A 17,597-nucleotide genomic window follows, 5' to 3' on the forward strand; every position below is an offset into this window, starting at 1 on the left:
AGGAAGCCCCGTCGTCCGCGAGGGGGCGGATTCAAAGGAGCTCCTTGTACGTCTCATACTGAGCGTCGGGTTCACCGGTGGGACGGAAGTGGTCGGGAAACCGGCCCCCTTCCGTCCACACCGGCTCGACCCTGAGGCCCATGCGCACCTGGTCGTACGGGATGCCGCCGATCCGGCCGTGCAGCGCGAGGTCGGCGCCGTCGAGGGCGATGTGGGCGTAGACGTAGGGCACTTCGATGTCGAGGTTCTTCGCCTTGATGTTGACGATGCAGAAGGTGGTCACCGTGCCGGCAGGACCCACTTCCACCTGTTCCGATGTGGCCACACCACATGTGGGGCAGGCACCCCTCGGCGGGACGTACACCTTGCGGCAGGCCGGGCAGCGCTCGCCGACGGCCCGGTGCTCGGCGAGGGCGTTGATGTAGGCGGCCTGGGCGCGGCCCGGTGAGTAGGTGTAGTCGAGGCGGGCCTGGGCGACGATGCCGTGGACGGGGTCCTCGAACTCGCCCGCGTGGACGGTGACTGCGGAGTCGTCTCCGTCGTACGGCTCGAAGCAGGCGATGTCGGTGATGGCGCCGCAGCGTTCCTCGGCCCAGCGGATCCGGACGCGCATGCCGGTGCGGACGGCGTCGGGGCCGGGGGCGTCGAGGGCGTGCAACAGGGCGGTGTCGGCACCGTCGAGCTTCACCAGGACCCAGGCGAAGGGCGTGTCCAGCGGCTGACCGCGGCGGGGTTCGTGGTTCCAGGCCCAGGTGGTGACGGTGCCGGTGATCCCCACGTGGACGAGGTCGCGGATCTCCTCGGCGGTGACGGGGTCGTACTCGACGGGCGGGACCAGGGTGCGGCCGTCGCGAGTCGACACGCCGAGGACGACACGCTCGCGCAGGCCGGTCAGGAAGGCGCTCTGGACGGGGCCGAGGGAGCGGGTGAAGGGGAATTCGACGACCAGGGGGGCTTTGAGTACTTCGGGCATCGAGGGCGTGCCTCCTTCGAGGACGGATGCGCGTGGGTGGGCGGACGGTGGCTCGACAGGCTCCGCGGTGCAACGCCCGAGGGGCTCGGGGAACTGCGCGACCGGCCTCCGACGGCCCGCAGTGTCCGACGCACCTGCCAGGAAGTCGCCTACGCGCGCCGGTAGAGGGGCTGCCGTTTCTCCGCGAAGGCGCGGGCACCCTCCTTCGCGTCGGCGGTGTCGAAGATCGGCCAGCCGCGCTTGAGTTCGGCGGCCAGGCCCTCGGTCTCGGTCAACTCGGCGGTCTCGTACACCGAGGCCTTCACCGCCTCCACCGCCAACGGGCCGCAGGCATTGACCAGTTCGGCGATCTCCAAGGCCTTGGTGAGTGCCGTGGCGTCCGGGACGACGTGACCGACCAGGCCGATGTCGGCGGCCTCGCGTGCGGTGTACGGGCGGCCGGTGAGGAGCATCTCCAGCGCGTGGGTGCGCGGGATCTGGCGTTGCAGCCGGACCGTGGAGCCGCCGATCGGGAACAGGCCGCGCCTGACCTCGAAGAGGCCGAAGGTCGCGGACTCGCCGGCGACCCGGATGTCGGTGCCCTGGAGCATCTCCGTGCCGCCCGCGACGCAGTAGCCCTCGACCGCCGCGATCACCGGTTTGCGGGGGCGGTGGTGCCGCAGCATCGCCTTCCAGTGCAGGTCCGGGTCGGCGGTCAGCCGGTCCCGGTACTGCTCGCCGCCGGTGCCCTTGCCCGCGAGGGCCTTGAGGTCCATGCCGGCGCAGAACGAGTCGCCCGCGCCGGTGAGGACGACCGAGCGGATCGAGTCGTCCGCGTCCGCTTCCAGCCAGCCGTCGTAGAGGCCGACCAGCATCGGCAACGAGAGCGCGTTCTTCGCCTCCGGCCTGTTGAGCGTGAGCACCAGTGTGGCGCCCTCGCGCTGGATGTTGAGGTGTTCCGTCCCACCCATCGCCCGTCTCCCCTCTGCCAGAACGAGAACAGGTTGCAGGAGGCGCCGACGCACTTCAAGGGTTTTCTGACAGTCAGTCAGATTTATTCGCGCGAACCCCTTCACAGTCACGCCGCCCTTTGCTCTGATGACCGGCGAACCGTCGGAGAAGCAGGCCGTGTTGGGTCAGGAGGAGCGGTGGAGTACAACCTTGCCGACCTGTTCGAGTCCGTCGTCGATGTGGTGCCGGACCGTGAGGCGCTCGCGTACATCGACATTCCCGGTACGGGCGCGGAGCGCAGGCTGACGTACGCGGAACTGGACGCCGCGGCCAATCGCATCGGCCACCATCTGCTCGACAGCGGATTACGGCCCGGTGAGCACGTCGGGCTGCACCTCTACAACGGGGTGGAGTACGTGCAGACGCTGCTGGGCTGCCTGAAGGCACGGATCGTCCCGGTCAACGTCAACTACCGCTACGTGGAAGAGGAGTTGGTCTACCTCTACCGGGACGCGGATCTTGTGGGGCTGGTCTTCGACGCGGAGTTCACGGACCGGGTGGCGGCCGCGCTGCCGCAGGTGGAACGGCTGCGGCACCTGGTGCGGGTCGGGGACGGGGAACCGGGTCGGCTCTCGGCGGTGGACTTCACGGACGCCGAGGCCGGCGGGTCGCCGGAGCGTGGATTCCCGGCGCGCTCGGCCGACGACCAGTTCATCATCTACACGGGCGGCACCACCGGGATGCCCAAGGGTGTCATGTGGCGTCAGGAGGACCTGTTCTTCTCGGGGCTGGGCGGGGGCGCACCCACCGGTGAGCCGGTCAAGCGGCCCGAGGAACTCGCCGAGCGGGTCGCCGCGGGCGGGGCGGGGCTCACCTTCTTCCCCACACCGCCGCTGATGCACGGCACCTCCACGCTGACCACCCTCATCGGCTTCAACTTCGGTCAACGGGTCGTACTGCATCGCAAGTTCGTGCCCGAGGAGGTGCTGCGGACCGTGGAGCGGGAGAAGGTCAGCGCCATGTCGCTGGTGGGTGACGCGATGCTGCGGCCGCTCATCGACGCGCTGGAGGGTCCGATGAAGGGCGCCGACATGTCGTCGGTGTTCAGTGTGTCCTCGTCCGGCGCGATCATGTCGGACACGGTGAGCCGGCAGTTCCGGGCACTCGTCCCGAACGCCATGCTGCTCGACAACTTCGGCTCCTCCGAGTCCGGGTTCAACGGGACGGCGACGGAGGACTCCGGCCCCGAGCGTGGCTTCCGCGTCCGGGTGAACTCCCGTACCCAGGTGGTCGATCCGGCCACGCACGAGCCGGTGGCCGTGGGTGAGGTGGGCCGGGTCGCCCAGTGCGGCCATGTGCCGCTCGGCTACTACAACGACCCGCGGAAGACCGCCGACACCTTCTTCGAGAAGGACGGCGAGCGGTGGGTGCTGCTCGGGGACATGGCCACCGTCGACGAGGAGGGGGTCGTCACCGTCCTCGGCAGGGGCTCGCAGTGCATCAACACGGGCGGCGAGAAGGTGTACCCGGAGGAGGTCGAGCAGGCGCTCAAGGCGCATCCCGATGTGTACGACGCGCTCGTGGCCGGGGTGCCGGACGTGAAGTGGGGGCACCATGTGGCGGCCGTCGTGCAGTTGCGCGAGGGTGCGGTGCGGATGTCCCTGGACGACCTCCAGGCGCACTGCCGGACGCGGCTCGCGGGGTACAAGGTGCCGCGCCAGCTGGTGATCGCGGAGTCCATCCGCCGCTCGCCGAGCGGCAAGGCGGACTACCGGTGGGCGCAGAAGGTGGCGGTGGCGGCCGACGTGTGACGGTCCGATCCCGGGCCCGTGCGATTGAACCGAACGTGACGTGCGAACGTACTGGTGGTGGCAGGCTCGGCCGGCGGGCCCTGTTCGTCATGCCGTCGTGGCAGGACCGCACGCCATAGCAAGACCGCACGGAAGGACCACCGGGTGTCGCTCTTCACTCGCTCTCGTCAACTACCGGACACCACTGGGGACGAGGCGCAAGCGGATGGTGGGGGTGCCACGGGGGACGAAGTGACGGAGGAGACCGTAGAGGAGGCTCGGGCGCAGAACGACCTGGTGCGCCCCGGCTGGTTCGGCTGGCGCCGCCGCTACCCCCGTGCGGCCCGTGGTGTGTCCGTGGGGACGAGTGTGCTGGCCGGTCTTCTGCTGCTGGTCGTGCTGCTCTCCCCCGCCCGACTCGACCGCATGGACCTCGGGGCGTTCATCCGGCTGCCCGTCGAGGGGATCGTCCTCGCGGCCGTCCTGCTGATGCTGCCGCCGAAGGTCCGCCGGATCGCGGCGGTGTTCTTCGGGGTGTTCATCGGGCTGCTCACCCTCCTGAAGCTGATGGACATGGGCTTCCGCCAGACCCTGGCCCGGCCGTTCGACCTGGTCTTCGACTGGATCATGCTGGGCAACGCGACGGACTGGCTCGGGGAGTCGTTCGGGCGCACGGGCGAGGTGCTCGCGATCGCCGGGGTGATCGTCCTGTTCCTCGCGGTCCTCGTGCTGTGCACGCTCGCGGTGCTGCGGTTGACGAACGTCATGTCCCGGCACCGCCCCAGGGCGGTTCTCACCACACTGGTCCTCGGAACCGTGTGGGTCACCTGCTTCAACGTCGGCGTGCAGTTCGGCGGGGTCACCTTCGCCACCAACGGCTACACCGGGTTCTTCCTCAACCGGGTCCAGAACGTGCGCAACGGACTGGGGGACGCCAAGGTCTTCGAGAAGCAGTCCGCCGTCGACGCCTTCGCCGCCACCCCTCCCGACCAGCTGCTGACCGGACTGCACGGCAAGGACGTCCTGTTCACCTTCATCGAGAGCTACGGCCGGGTGGCGATCGACGACCCGGCGATGGCACCGGAGATGGACGCGACCCTCAAGAAGGGCGACGCGACGCTCAAGGCGGCCGGTTTCGCGTCCCGCAGCGGCTGGCTCAGGTCCCCCGTGACGGGCGCCGGCAGCTGGATGGCCCACTCGACGTTCCTGTCCGGGCTGTGGGTCAAGAACCAGCAGCGGTACCTGAACCTCACCAACAGCGACCGGGCCACCCTCACCAGCTATTTCCAGAAGACCGGAGACTGGCGCACGGTCGGCATCGTGCCGGGTGTGCGCAAGTCCTGGCCCGAGGGCAAGTACTTCGGCCTCGACCACATCTACGACTCGACGCACCTCGGCTACAAGGGCCCCTACTTCAGCTGGACGCCGGTGCCGGACCAGTTCAGTCTGGAGGCCTTCCAGAAGCTGGAGCACGGCAAGAAGAACCGTGACCCGATCATGGCGGAGATCATCCTGGCGTCCAGCCACAACCCCTGGTCGCCGATCGCCCACACGATCGACTGGAACGACCTCGGCGACGGTTCGGTCTTCGAGCAGATCAAGAAGGAGGGCACGAACCCGACGGAGGTCTGGAAGAGCCAGGAGCGGGTGCGCACCGAGTACCGCAAGGCCATCCAGTACTCCGTGGACAGCCTGACCCAGTGGATGCAGCGCTACGGCGACGAGAACACGGTCCTGGTCTTCCTCGGCGACCATCAGCCCGTTCCCACGGTGACCAAGGGCTCCACCAGCATGGACGTGCCGGTGACGATCGTCGCCAAGGACCCGAAGGTGCTGGACCGGGTCGACGACTGGAACTGGACGGACGGCCTCAAGCCCGCGGACGACGCGCCCGAGTGGGGCATGGACAAGTTCCGCGACCGCTTCATGACGGCGTTCGCGAAGTGACTTGCCTCCGCACCGATCGCCTGGATTACTGATCCCCAGCACCGCGACCGAATGATCGGTCGCCCGTGATGACACGGTTGGCGAAAGGGGCGTTCCGATGGCGGATGCGGCGGAGCTGCTGGACTCGGGGGAACGACTGGACGCCGGGGCGTTGCGGGCGGTGCAGCTGGAGCGCATGCGGGCGTCACTGCGGCACGCGTACGAGCACGTGCCGTTCTACCGGGAGTCCTTCGACAAGGCGGGTGTCCGCCCGGACGACTGCCGCTCCCTGACCGACCTGGCCCGGTTCCCGTTCACCACCAAGGCGGACCTGCGCGAGCACTACCCGTACGGGATGTTCGCCGTGCCCCGGGACCATGTGCGGCGCATCCATGCCTCCAGCGGCACCACCGGGCGCCCCACGGTCGTCGGCTACACCGACAACGATCTGGACCTGTGGGCCGACATGGTGGCGCGTTCCATCCGGGCGGCCGGCGGCAGGCCCGGGGACGTGGTGCATGTGGCGTACGGCTATGGACTGTTCACCGGTGGACTCGGCGCACACTATGGCGCCGAACGGCTCGGCTGTACGGTCGTCCCCGCTTCCGGTGGGATGACGGCACGCCAGGTCCAGCTCATCCAGGACCTGGAACCCGGCATCATCATGGTGACCCCGTCGTACATGCTCACGCTTCTCGACGAGTTCGAGCGGCAGGGCGTCGATCCACGCGGCACCTCCCTGCGTGTGGGCGTCTTCGGCGCCGAGCCCTGGACCGAGGAGATGCGCCGGGAGATCGAGGAGCGGTTCGCGATCGACGCCGTCGACATATACGGGCTGTCGGAGGTGATCGGCCCGGGCGTCGCGCAGGAGTGCGTGGAGACCAAGGACGGGCTGCATGTGTGGGAGGACCACTTCTTCCCCGAGATCGTCGACCCGGTCACCGGGGAGGTGCTGCCGGACGGTGAGAGGGGTGAGCTGGTGTTCACCTCGCTCACCAAGGAGGCGATGCCCGTCGTCCGCTACCGGACCCGGGACCTCACCCGGCTGCTGCCGGGCACGGCCCGGGTGTTCCGGCGGATGGAGAAGGTCACCGGCCGCAGCGACGACATGGTGATCCTGCGCGGGGTGAACCTCTTCCCCACCCAGATCGAGGAGATCGTCCTGCGCACCCCGGGCGTCGCACCCCACTTCCAGCTCCGCCTCACCCGCGAGGGCCGCCTGGACGCCCTCACCGTGCGCGCGGAGGCCCGGCCGGGCGCCACACCCGAGACCCGGGAGGCGGCCGCGCGGACCATCGCGACGGCCGTCAAGGACGGCATCGGAGTGTCGGTCGCCGTCGAGATCGTCGAACCGGAGTCCCTGGAGCGGTCCGTCGGAAAGATCCGCAGGATCGTCGACCTGCGCCCCCGCTAGCCCGCGAACCGGTCCCGCAGCTCCCGCTTGAGGATCTTCCCGCTCGCGTTCCTGGGCAACTCGTCCACGAACACCACCCGTTTGGGTGCCTTGAAGTGGGCGAGCTTCTCCCGGGCGTGGTCCATGAGTTCGGCCTCGGTGACCTCGCCGCGCGGGACGACGACGGCCGTGACGGCCTCGATCCACCGCTCGTCGGGCAGGCCGATCACGGCGACCTCGGCCACGGCGTCGTGCGTGTACAGCGCGTCCTCGACCTGGCGTGAGGCGACCAGCACGCCACCGGAGTTGATGACGTCCTTCACCCGGTCGACGATCGTGAAGTAGCCGTGCGCGTCCCGCACCGCGAGGTCGCCGGAGTGGAACCAGCCGTCCCGGAAAGCCGCTTCCGTCTCCTCGGGCTTGTCCCAGTAGCCCTCGCACAACTGCGGTGACCTGTAGACGATCTCGCCGGGGGTACCGTCCGGCACGTCCTTGCCGTTCTCGTCCACGACCCGTGCGTCGACGAACAGGACGGTACGGCCGCACGAGTCCATCCGCCCCTTGTGCTCGTCGGGCGCGAGGACGGTGGCGAGCGGGCCGATCTCGCTCTGGCCGAAACAGTTGTAGAAGGCCAGCTTCGGCAGCCGCTCGCGGAGTCGTTCCAGGACGGGCACCGGCATGATCGAGGCGCCGTAGTACGCCTTCCGCAGTCCACTGAGGTCACGCGTGGCGAAGTCGGGGCGGTTGGACAGTCCGATCCACACCGTGGGCGGCGCGAACAGGCTGTCCGCGCGGCCTTGCTCGATCAGGTCGAAGAGGCGGTCGCCGTCGGGCGCGTCAAGGATGATGTTCGTCGCGCCGACCGCGAGATACGGCAGCAGGAAGACGTGCATCTGGGCCGAGTGGTAGAGCGGCAGCGAGTGCACGGGCCGGTCACCCGCACTGAGATCGCAGGCGGTGATCGCGCTCAGGTACTCGTGGACCAGGGCCCGGTGGGTCATGATCGCGCCCTTGGGCAGGGCCGTCGTCCCCGAGGTGTACAGCAGCTGGACCAGGTCCTCGCTGCGCGGTTCGGGGCCGTCGTACGGCGATGCCGTGGGCAGGCGGGCCAGCAGCGACTCGTCGGCGTCCCGCAGGGGCACCGTGCGCACACCTTCCGGCAGCCGCCCCGCGAGGTCGGGATCGGCGAGGACGAGTGTGCTGCCCGACTGGCCGACGATGTACGTGAGGTCGTCGCCTGTGAGGTTCTGGTTGACCGGTACATGGACCAGCCCCGCGCGGGCGCAGGCGAGGAAGCCGATCAGATACGCGTCCGAGTTGTGGCCGTAGGCACCGACCCGGTCACCGCGGTCGAGGCCCTCGTCGAGGAGAAGGCGCGCCGCTCGGGAGACGGCGTCGTCGAGTTCCTCGTAGGTCCATGAGCGCTCGCCGTACTCCACCGCGACGCGCGCCGGGGTGCGCCGGGCGCTGCGCCGCAGCACCCCGTCAACCGTACTGCCGTGTCCAGGCGTCATACGGGACAACCTACCGGTTGGTACGCTCAACCGCTCCTTCCCTCAATGACGTTGGGAGGCACGATGCGCACCCGTCTCAGACGCGCCGTCGTCGCGGCCGTGGCCCTGTTCGCCGCCGTCGCCACGTTGCCGGCCGTAGCCGCGCAGAACCAGCAGCAACAGGAACATCCGTCCCACGGCGGTCTGTCCGCCACCATCCGTTACACCGAGTACGGCATCCCGCACATCCTCGCGAAGAACTACGCGGACCTCGGTTTCGGCACCGGGTGGGCGCAGGCCACCGACCAGGTGTGCACGCTCGCCGACGGGTTCGTGACCGTGCGCGGCGAACGTTCGCGCTTCTTCGGGGCCGACGCCGCCTCCGACACCGCGCTCTCCTCGGCCACCCGGAACCTCTCCAGCGACCTGTACTTCCGCGGGGTGCGGGAGGCGGGAACGGTGGACAAGCTGATGGCCACGCCGGCGCCGCGCGGTCCGAGCCGTGCGGTGAAGGAGCTGATGCGAGGCTTCGCGGCGGGCTACAACGCCTGGCTGCGGAAGAACCGGATCACCGACCCGGCGTGCAAGGGTGCCGACTGGGTGCGCCCGGTGACGGTCCAGGACGTCGCCGCGCGCAACTTCGCGCTGGCCGTGCTCGGCGGTCAGGGCCGGGCCGTGGACGGCATCACGGCCGCGCAGCCGCCCGCGTCCACCACTGCGACGTCCGGCGCGCCGGACGCCCGGGACACCGCCCGCGCGGCCCGGGAACTCTTCGCCGCCGACTCCGCCGACATGGGCTCCAACGCCGTGGCCTTCAGCGGGGCCACGACGGCGAACGGCCGCGGGCTGCTCCTCGGCAACCCGCACTATCCCTGGCAGGGCGGCCGCCGCTTCTGGCAGTCGCAGCAGACCATCCCCGGCGAACTGAACATCGCGGGCGGCTCGCTGCTCGGCTCCGCGACGATCTCCATAGGCCACAACGCGCAGGTGGCCTGGAGTCACACCGTGGCCACGGGTGTCACCCTCAACCTGCACCAGCTCACCCTGGACCCCGCCGACCCGACCACGTATCTCGTCGACGGCAGACCGGAGCGGATGACCGAGCGCCGGGTGACCGTCGCCGTCCAGGGCGGCGAACCGGTGACGAGGACCCAGTGGTGGACGCGGTACGGCCCGGTCGTCACCTCGCTCGGGGCCGCGCTGCCGCTGCCCTGGACGACCACGACGGCGTACGCCCTCAATGACCCGAACGCCACCAACCTGCGCGCCTCCGACACGGCCCTCGGCTTCAGCAGGGCCCGCAGTACGAGCGACGTCCTGGCCGCGTTGCAGCGCACCCAGGGTCTGCCGTGGGTCAACACGATCGCCGCCGACTCGCGGGGGCACACGCTGTTCACGCAGTCCCAGGTGCTCCCCCGGATCACCGACGAGCTGGCCCAGCGCTGCTCCACTCCCCTGGGCAGGGCCACCTACCCCGCCTCGGGGGTGGCGATCCTCGACGGCTCGCGCGGCGACTGTGCCCTCGGCAGTGATCAGGACGCCGTACAGCCGGGCATCTTCGGACCCGCGAAGATGCCGGTCCTCACGGACGCGCCGTACGCGGAGAACTCCAACGACAGCGCCTGGCTGGCCAACGCCGAGCGGCCGATCACCGGGTACGAGCGGGTCTTCGGCACCGTGGGCACGCAGCGCTCGATGCGCACCCGCGGCGCCCTCCAGGACGTGTCCGCGATGGCCGGACGGGGGCGGTTGACCGTACGGGACCTCCAGGCGCAGCAGTTCGCCAACCGGGTGACCGCGGGCGATCTCGCGGCGGCGGACGCGGCGAAGGCATGTGCCGCTCTTCCTGGTGGCACGGCAACGGGCAGTGATGGCACGGCGGTTGACGTCCGCGAGGCCTGCGGGGTGCTCGCGGCCTGGGACCGCACCGCGAACACCGACAGCCGGGGTGCGCTGCTCTTCGACCGGCTCTGGCGGAAACTGCCCAACTCCTCGCTGTGGAAGGTGCCGTTCTCGGCGGCCGACCCGGTGGGCACCCCGAACACGCTCAACACCGACGCGCCGGCCTTCGCCACGGCCCTCGCAGACACGGTGACCGAGCTCAGGGCGGCCGGTGTCCCGCTGGACTCGCGGCTCGGGGAGCACCAGTTCGTCGTACGGAACGGCAAGCGCATCGCCGTTCCGGGCGGCACCGAGTCGCTGGGTGTGTGGAACAAGGTCGAGCCGGTGTGGAACCCGGCGGGCGGCGGATACACGGAGGTGACGACCGGGTCCAGCTACATCCAGGCGGTGGGCTGGGACGGCGGCCGCTGCCCGGTGGCCCGGACCCTGCTGACGTACTCGCAGTCCTCGAACCCGAACTCACCGCACTTCAGCGACCAGACGCGGCTGTTCTCGGCGGAGAAGTGGGTGACGTCCCGGTTCTGCGAGAAGGACATCCTGTCGTCGCCGGCGCTGCGGGTCGTCCGGGTCCGTTCATGAGGCTCACACCGGCCGCGAGCGCCCCTGCCAGTACGGATCCCGCAGCCGTCGCTTGTACAGCTTGCCGTTGGGATCGCGGGGCATCTCGGTGATGAAGTCGACGCTCTTCGGGCGCTTGTAGCCGGCGAGTTGTGCGGCGCAGTGGGCGAGGAGGTCGTCGGCCAGGTCCGGCCCGGGCGCGTGGCCCGGGGCCGGTTCCACCACGGCCTTGACCTCCTCGCCCCAGTCGTCGTGCGGGATGCCGAAGGCGGCGGCGTCGGCGACGGCGGGGTGCTGCAGCAGGACGGACTCGATCTCGGCGGGGTAGATGTTCACCCCGCCGGAGATGATCATGTCGATCTTGCGATCGCGGAGGAAGAGGTAGCCGTCCTCGTCCAGGAGCCCCAGGTCGCCCACGGTGAAGAAGTCTCCGATGCGGTTCTTCTTCGTCTTGGCCTCGTCCTTGTGGTAGGCGAAGCCGCCCGTGTTCATCTTCAGGTACACGGTGCCGAGTTCGCCGGGCGGCAGCCGGTTGCCGTCGTCGTCGAAGATCGCGAGTTCGCTGATGGGCCAGGCCTTGCCGACCGTGCCGGGCTTCTTCAGCCAGTCCTCGGCGGTGGCGAAGGCTCCGCCGCCCTCACTGGCCGCGTAGTACTCCTCCACACAGGGCCCCCACCAGTCGAGCATCGCCCGCTTCACATGGTCGGGGCAGGGGGCGGCCCCGTGGATGGCGTGCCGCATGGACGAGACGTCGTAGCGCGCCCGGACCTCCTCCGGCAGGGCCAGCAGGCGGTGGAACTGGGTCGGGACCATGTGGGTGTGGGTGCACCGGTGCGCGTCGATCAGCCGCAGCATCTCCTCGGGCGTCCACTTGTCCATCAGAACCAGTTGGTGGCCGATGTGCAGGGACGCGGCCGCGAACTGGAGGACGGCCGTGTGGTAGAGCGGCGAGCAGACCAGGTGGACGTTGTCGCCGAAGGGCTGGATGCCGAAGATGCCGAGGAAGCCGCCGAGGTACGCCTCCTCCGGCCGCTTGCCGGGCAGGGGCCGGCGGATACCGCGCGGGCGGCCCGTCGTACCCGAGGTGTAGTTCATGACCCAGCCGAGCTCGCGGTCCGCGGGTGCCGACTCCGGTTGACCGTCGAGGAGTTCGGCGTACGGCCGGAAGCCCTCGATCTCGCCGACGGCGTACCGGTGGCTCGCCGGGAGGCCCGCCTCGTCGGCCGCCTGCCGTGCCGCGGCGGCGAAGCGTTCGTCGGCGATGAGCACCTTGGCGCCGGAGTCGGCGACGATCCAGGCGATCTCGGGGGCGACGAAGTGGTGGTTGATCGGGACCAGGTAGAAGCCGGCCTGGCTGGCGGCGAGGTGCGCGGTGAAGAACTCGGCGCTGTTGGGCAGGACGACGGCGAAGGCGTCACCGCGTTCGAGTCCGGCGGCGCGCAGGCCGTGCACGAGCTGGTTGGCGGCGGCGTGGAGGCGACCGGCGGTCCAGGGGGAGCCGTCCGGGGCGATGAGGACCGTACGCGGAGGGTCTTGGGTGGCCTGGGCCCAGAAGCCCGCGGGAGGTGTGCTCGTCACTGGCCGCTCCTTCCGGCGATGCGGTTGATCCGGTCGACGGCTTTCTCGAAGCCGCGGGTGAGGTCGTCGAAGACGGCCTGGACGCTGCGTTCGCTGTTCATCCGTCCGACGATCTGGCCGACGGGCGTTCCCAGCAGGGGCTCCACCTCGTATTTCTGGATGCGGGACACCGCATCGGCGACGAGCAGGCCCTGAAGGGGCATCGGGAGGGTGCCGGGTCCGTCGGCGGAGTCCCAGGCGTCGGTCCATTCCGTACGGAGCTGGCGCGCGGGTTTCCCGGTCAGCGCACGGGAGCGGACGGTGTCGCCGGAGCCGGCCGCCAGCAGCTTCTCGATGAGCTTGGGCGACGGCAGTTCGGCCTCTGTGGTGGTCAGCCACAGGGAGCCCAGCCACACGCCTTGAGCCCCGAGTGCCAGCGCGGCCGCCACCTGCTGTCCGCTGCCGATGCCACCGGCTGCCAGCACGGGAAGCGGGTCCACGGCGTCGACGACCTCGGGCGTGAGGACCATGGAGGCGATGTCACCGGTGTGGCCGCCGGCCTCGTAGCCCTGTGCGACCACGATGTCGATGCCGCCCTCCTTGTGCTTGACGGCGTGCCGGGCGCTGCCCGCGAGGGCCGCGACGAGGACGTCCTGATCGTGTGCGCGGGCCACCACGTCGGCGGGCGGGGAGCCGAGCGCATTGGCGAGCAGCCGGATCGGATAGTCGAAGGCGACGTCCAGCTGGTTGCGGGCGACCTGCTCCATCCAGCCCGTGATGCGCCACCCCGACGCCTCGCCCTCGGCGAGTTCGGGCACGCCGTACTTGGCGAGGGTGTCCTTGACGAACTGCCGGTGGCCCTCGGGAATCATGGCCTCGACATCCGCCTCGGTCACCCCCTCGACCTTCTTGGCGGGCATCACGACGTCCAGGCCGTACGGCTTGCCGTCGATGTGCGCCTCGATCCAGTCGAGGTCGCGTTTGAGTTCGTCGGGGGCCGTGTAACGGACCGCGCCGAGCACTCCGAAACCGCCGGCCCGGCTGATGGCCGCCGCGACGGCGGGGAACGGCGTGAAGCCGAAGACGGCGTGCTCGACTCCCAGTTTCTTGCTCAGCTCCGTCTGCATGGCCGCAGGATGCCGCAGACCACCGGACGACGGAAGAGGTTTTCTGATGCTCCGTCAGATTCAGGTCGCCGGATAGAGTTCGACGATGGCCGATGAGGTGAGCACCGGAGTGACCCGCCGTCAGCTGGTCCGAAGGGCCCTCGCGTTGGGCGGCGCGCTCGCCGTCGCCCCCTTTCCCGCGGGCCCCGCCGAAGCGGCGGCCTCCAGGAGCCACCCGGCCCTCCGCCACGGCACCCCCGAACGGGCGGGGCTCCTCCCCGCCCACCTGCGCCAACTCGTCACCGACGCCGAGACGTTCCTCGGCCCCTCGCCGAAACACCCCTGGTACGCGGGCGCCGTCCTGCTCGCCGGGCGCGGCGGCACGGTGGCCCTGCACCGGCCCGTCGGGATGGCGGTGCGCTATCAGTCGTACGACGAGAAGACGGACAGCGGCGTCGAGTTCCCGGCCGGCCGGCAGATCCCCATGGCCGAGGACACCGTCTTCGACCTCGCCTCGGTGTCGAAGCTGTTCACCTCGCTCCTCGCCGTGCAGCAGATCGAGCGGGGCGCGCTGGAGCTGGAGGGCAAGGTCGCCGCCTACCTCCCGGAGTTCGCAGCGGCGGGCAAGCAGGACATCACGATTCGTCAACTGCTCACGCACACCTCGGGGTTCAGGGCCTGGATCCCGCTCTACAACGCTCCGACGTACGAGGAGAAGCTCCAGCTCGTCTGGAACCAGGCGCCACTCAACCCGCCGGGCTCGACCTATCTCTACTCCGACCTCAACCTCATCTCGCTGCACCTGGTGCTGGAGCGCATCACGGGCCGGGCGCTGGATGTCCTGTTGCGCGAGGAGATCACCGCACCGCTCGGCCTCACCAGCACCCGTTACAACCCGCCGGCCTCCTGGAGACCGAGGATCGCCGCCACGGAGGACGCCCGTAAGCCCTGGTCAGGTCTGGATCGGGGGCTGGTGTGGGGCGAGGTGCACGACGAGAACGCCTTCAGCCTCGGCGGGGTCGCCGGTCACGCGGGGGTGTTCTCCGACGCGTGGGACCTGGCGGTGCTGGGCCGCACCCTGCTCAACGGCGGAACGTACGGCAAGGCCCGCATCCTGCGCCCGGAGTCGGTGGAGCTGATGTTCACCGACTTCAACACCGCCTTCCCCGGTGACGAGCACGGGCTCGGCTTCGAGCTCTACCAGCACTGGTACATGGGCGCGATGGCCACGCCGCGCACGGCGGGTCACACCGGCTTCACCGGCACCTCGCTGGTGCTCGACCCGACGACCGACTCCTTCCTGATCGTGCTCGGCAACTCGGTCCATCCGGTGCGCACTTGGCGCTCCGGATCGGCTCCGCGGGTGGCCGCCGGGAACAGCATGGCCCGCGCGGTGGCGGTCCGCCCGGCTCATGGCCGTACGGCATGGTTCTCCGGGATGGCGAACGCCACGGACGCCACCCTCACGCTGCCCGCGCTGGACACGTCGTCGGGCGACACGCGGCTGCGGTGCGCGCTGTGGTGGGACATCGAGCCCGCGGACACCCTGACCTTGGAGGCCACGACGGACGGCGGGGCGAGTTGGCAGCCGGTGCCGTTCACCACGGAGCACGACGGCGCGCAGGATCACCCCGGCGGTTCGGTCACCGGCTGGTCGGGACGGACCTGGTACCGGCTCTCGGCCCGCCTCCCGGCAGCTCGCCGACTCGCGCTGCGCTGGCGGTACTCCAGCGACCGGCTGTACGCCGGCCGGGGTGCGTACGTCGACGGGCTGCGCATCGGCACGGGTGACTGCGTCCTGTTCGACGAGTCACGTCCCGCGGACGCGGCCCGGATCGAGGCCGTCGGCTGGACCGCGTCCGGGGACTGACGGCTCAGCCGGGGACGTCCAGTCGCTGGGTGCCGACGACCGACAGCAGTCGTAGCGCCTCTTCGGACGGGGAACCTGGAGTGGCCGTGTAGATCACGACGCGCTGGTCGCGGTCGGCGATGTCCAGGACGTCGCAGTTGACGGCGACCGGGCCGACGACGGGATGGTCGAACGTCTTGCACAGGGTGGGCCGGGACGCGACGTCGTGGGCGGCCCACAGCCGGGCGAACTCCTCGCTCCCGTCGAGGAGTTCCTCCACCAGACCGGTCAGCTCGGGATCGTCGGGATAGCGGGCGGAGGCGGCGCGCAGATGCTGCACCGAGGAGACCGCGAACTCCTCCGCGTCCGACACCCCGTACAACCGCCTGCCCTCCGGGTGCGGGCCGAGGAAGGCGCGCCGGACGAGGTTGCGGTCGCGGCGGGAAAGCGCGGAGAAGTCCTCCATGAGGGCCGCGGCCAGGTCGTTCCAGGCGATGACCTCGTGGGTGGCCGAGATGACGATCGCGGCGGCCTGCGGCAGCCGGTGCAGCAGGTCGACGATGCTCTGGCGGACCTCGCGGGAGGGGCCCGGCGGCGGGCCCGGCGGGGTGCCGGCGAGATGGTGGAGGTGGTCGCGTTCGGCGTCCGACAGGCGTAGGGCGCGGGCGACCTGGGCCAGGACCTCGAGGGAGGGACGGGGTGCGCGCGCCTGCTCCAGCCGGGTGTAGTACTCGGTGGAGATGTACGCCAGCTGTGCCACCTCCTCGCGGCGCAGGCCCGGAGTGCGGCGGCGCGGTCCGGTGGGCAGGCCCACGTCGGCGGGGGTGATGCGCTCGCGTCGGCTGCGCAGGAAGTCGGCCAGTTCTTGTCGGTCCACGTTCCCAGTGTGCGCGGGTTCCGGGCCACCCAGCCAGGTACCACCTGTGCCTGGATGAGGATCGCGGCCGGGGAGAGGCTCGTCGGCATGACCCACCACACGATCACACCTCTGCTCGCCGACAAGGTCGCTTTCGTCACCGGTGCCGGACGTGGCATCGGCGCGGCGGCCGCACGGCTGTTCGCCCGGGAGGGCGCCCGCGTTCTGCTCGCCGCCCGCACCGAGACCCAGCTCAAGGCCGTGACCGAGGAGATCCGGGCGGCGGGCGGCACCGCCGACTACGTCCTGTGCGACCTGGCCGACCCGATGAGCGTCCAGGCCGCCGTGGACCGGGCCGTCGAGCTGTACGGCAGGCTGGACATCGCCTTCAACAACGGTGCCACCATCCAGCAGCCCAGCCCGATGGACCAGCTGTCCGAGGCCGACTTCGACCACGTCATCTCCGTCAACCTCAAGGGCCCCTGGCTGGCGATGAATGCCGAGATCGCCGCCATCCGGGCCACCGCGGGCACCGGCGCGATCGTCAACAACTCCAGTGTCGGCAGCCTGATGGCCAACCCCTGGCTGCCCGCGTACGGCGCCGCCAAGCGGGCGGTCAACAGCCTGACCGCGTCGGCCGCCGCCACCTACGGCCCGGAGGGCATCCGTGTCAACGCCATCGCCCCGGGCACCACGCTGACCGAGATGATCGACGAATGGGAGGCGAACTCCCCCGGCATCGTCGAGCAGCTCGTCGCGCAGACACCGCTGGGGCGGGGCGCCGACCCGGCCGAGATCGCCGAAGCCGCGGCCTGGCTGCTGAGCGACCGGGCCTCGTACGTCACCGGAGTGGTGCTCCGGGTCGACGGCGGCAGCCGGGCGTGAGGGGTGGGCGCCGCGAGCGGCGCACGGCAGCCGGTCTGAGGGCAGACGCACGCGAACGGGACACGGCAGTCGCCCTGAGGATAAGCCCCCAGGCACGGGACACAGCAGCCGAGCCCGAAGCCAGGCGTACGCAGAGAGGACGCGCCGGACCGGCTCAAAGACAGCCGCAACCGGGCGGGACACGCCAGCCCGGACCGAAGACAGGCACACGCAGACAGAGCGCACCAGCCCAGCCCGAAGACAGGCACACGCAGGTGAGACACGGCAGCCCGGCTCAAAGACAGCCGCAACCGGACGGGACACGCCAGCCCGGACCGAAGACAGGCACACGCAGACAGAGCGCACCAGCCCAGCCCGAAGACAGGCGCACGCAGGCGGA

The 17,597-nt window shown here is 70.3% G+C and carries 12 protein-coding genes; 6 read left to right on the forward strand and 6 right to left on the reverse strand.

The window, feature by feature from the left end; genetic code table 11:
* Positions 1 to 31 precede the first annotated feature (31 nt).
* Together QF027_RS04285 and QF027_RS04290 are read right to left on the reverse strand one after the other, a co-directional pair.
* Positions 32 to 973, reverse strand: a complete 942-nt coding sequence (locus QF027_RS04285; RefSeq protein WP_307072725.1) for a Zn-ribbon domain-containing OB-fold protein — start codon at positions 971 to 973, stop codon at positions 32 to 34.
* Between the two features lie 149 nt (positions 974 to 1,122).
* Positions 1,123 to 1,923 (reverse strand): crotonase/enoyl-CoA hydratase family protein, encoded by an 801-nt coding sequence (locus QF027_RS04290; protein ID WP_306985889.1) that lies wholly within the window; start codon positions 1,921 to 1,923, stop codon positions 1,123 to 1,125.
* A gap of 177 nt (positions 1,924 to 2,100) precedes the next feature.
* Here QF027_RS04290 and QF027_RS04295 point away from each other — a divergent pair, with 177 nt between their 5' ends.
* The 3 genes from QF027_RS04295 (at position 2,101) to paaK (ending at position 7,033) form a co-directional block, all read left to right on the forward strand.
* Complete coding sequence (locus QF027_RS04295) at positions 2,101 to 3,714, forward strand: acyl-CoA synthetase (protein ID WP_306985887.1); 1,614 nt, start codon at positions 2,101 to 2,103, stop codon at positions 3,712 to 3,714.
* A gap of 144 nt (positions 3,715 to 3,858) precedes the next feature.
* Positions 3,859 to 5,640: a sulfatase gene (locus QF027_RS04300; RefSeq protein ID WP_373431028.1), complete on the forward strand. Its 1,782-nt coding sequence runs from the start codon at positions 3,859 to 3,861 to the stop codon at positions 5,638 to 5,640.
* 97 nt (positions 5,641 to 5,737) lie between these two features.
* The gene (gene paaK / locus QF027_RS04305; protein WP_306985883.1) at positions 5,738 to 7,033 is read left to right on the forward strand and encodes a phenylacetate--CoA ligase PaaK; all 1,296 of its coding nucleotides are present in this window, start codon (positions 5,738 to 5,740) and stop codon (positions 7,031 to 7,033) included.
* On the opposite strand, the gene QF027_RS04310 is transcribed toward paaK, so the two are convergent.
* The gene (locus QF027_RS04310; protein ID WP_307072726.1) at positions 7,030 to 8,526 is read right to left on the reverse strand and encodes an acyl-CoA synthetase; all 1,497 of its coding nucleotides are present in this window, start codon (positions 8,524 to 8,526) and stop codon (positions 7,030 to 7,032) included. The two genes, paaK and QF027_RS04310, sit on opposite strands and share 4 nt — an antisense overlap.
* 63 nt (positions 8,527 to 8,589) lie before the next feature.
* Here QF027_RS04310 and QF027_RS04315 point away from each other — a divergent pair, with 63 nt between their 5' ends.
* A complete protein-coding gene (locus QF027_RS04315; protein WP_307072729.1) occupies positions 8,590 to 10,986 on the forward strand; it encodes a penicillin acylase family protein in 2,397 nt (798 codons plus the stop codon).
* A 3-nt stretch (positions 10,987 to 10,989) separates the two neighbouring features.
* Here QF027_RS04315 and QF027_RS04320 read toward each other — a convergent pair whose 3' ends face one another.
* Both QF027_RS04320 and QF027_RS04325 read right to left on the reverse strand, forming a co-directional pair.
* Positions 10,990 to 12,543 (reverse strand): acyl-CoA synthetase, encoded by a 1,554-nt coding sequence (locus QF027_RS04320; RefSeq protein WP_307072731.1) that lies wholly within the window; start codon positions 12,541 to 12,543, stop codon positions 10,990 to 10,992.
* On the reverse strand, positions 12,540 to 13,649 hold the full coding sequence (locus tag QF027_RS04325) for an NAD(P)H-dependent flavin oxidoreductase (RefSeq protein ID WP_306985876.1): 1,110 nt from the start codon (positions 13,647 to 13,649) through the stop codon (positions 12,540 to 12,542). Before QF027_RS04325 ends, QF027_RS04320 begins: the two co-directional genes overlap by 4 nt.
* A gap of 85 nt (positions 13,650 to 13,734) precedes the next feature.
* On the opposite strand from QF027_RS04325, the gene QF027_RS04330 reads away from it, so the two are divergent.
* On the forward strand, positions 13,735 to 15,498 hold the full coding sequence (locus tag QF027_RS04330; protein WP_307072733.1) for a serine hydrolase: 1,764 nt from the start codon (positions 13,735 to 13,737) through the stop codon (positions 15,496 to 15,498).
* A gap of 4 nt (positions 15,499 to 15,502) precedes the next feature.
* Here the strand turns inward: QF027_RS04330 and QF027_RS04335 are convergent, their stop codons facing one another.
* On the reverse strand, positions 15,503 to 16,354 hold the full coding sequence (locus QF027_RS04335; protein WP_307072736.1) for a helix-turn-helix transcriptional regulator: 852 nt from the start codon (positions 16,352 to 16,354) through the stop codon (positions 15,503 to 15,505).
* Between the two features lie 54 nt (positions 16,355 to 16,408).
* Here QF027_RS04335 and QF027_RS04340 point away from each other — a divergent pair, with 54 nt between their 5' ends.
* Positions 16,409 to 17,218: an SDR family NAD(P)-dependent oxidoreductase gene (locus QF027_RS04340; protein ID WP_373432079.1), complete on the forward strand. Its 810-nt coding sequence runs from the start codon at positions 16,409 to 16,411 to the stop codon at positions 17,216 to 17,218.
* Positions 17,219 to 17,597: the final 379 nt, after the last annotated feature.

Source organism: Streptomyces canus (assembly GCF_030816965.1).
In the GTDB taxonomy this organism is placed as follows: Bacteria; Actinomycetota; Actinomycetes; order Streptomycetales; family Streptomycetaceae; genus Streptomyces; species Streptomyces canus_E.

Bases quoted from the DNA above. Each gene is read 5' to 3' on its own strand.
- QF027_RS04315 (WP_307072729.1), top strand. From the start codon at position 8,590: ATGCGCACCCGTCTCAGACGCGCCGTCGTCGCGGCCGTGGCCCTGTTC.
- QF027_RS04340 (WP_373432079.1), top strand. From the start codon at position 16,409: ATGAGGATCGCGGCCGGGGAGAGGCTCGTCGGCATGACCCACCACACG.
- QF027_RS04285 (WP_307072725.1), bottom strand. From the start codon at position 973: ATGCCCGAAGTACTCAAAGCCCCCCTGGTCGTCGAATTCCCCTTCACC.
- QF027_RS04330 (WP_307072733.1), top strand. From the start codon at position 13,735: ATGGCCGATGAGGTGAGCACCGGAGTGACCCGCCGTCAGCTGGTCCGA.
- QF027_RS04290 (WP_306985889.1), bottom strand. From the start codon at position 1,923: ATGGGTGGGACGGAACACCTCAACATCCAGCGCGAGGGCGCCACACTG.
- QF027_RS04310 (WP_307072726.1), bottom strand. From the start codon at position 8,526: ATGACGCCTGGACACGGCAGTACGGTTGACGGGGTGCTGCGGCGCAGC.
- paaK (WP_306985883.1), top strand. From the start codon at position 5,738: ATGGCGGATGCGGCGGAGCTGCTGGACTCGGGGGAACGACTGGACGCC.
- QF027_RS04325 (WP_306985876.1), bottom strand. From the start codon at position 13,649: ATGCAGACGGAGCTGAGCAAGAAACTGGGAGTCGAGCACGCCGTCTTC.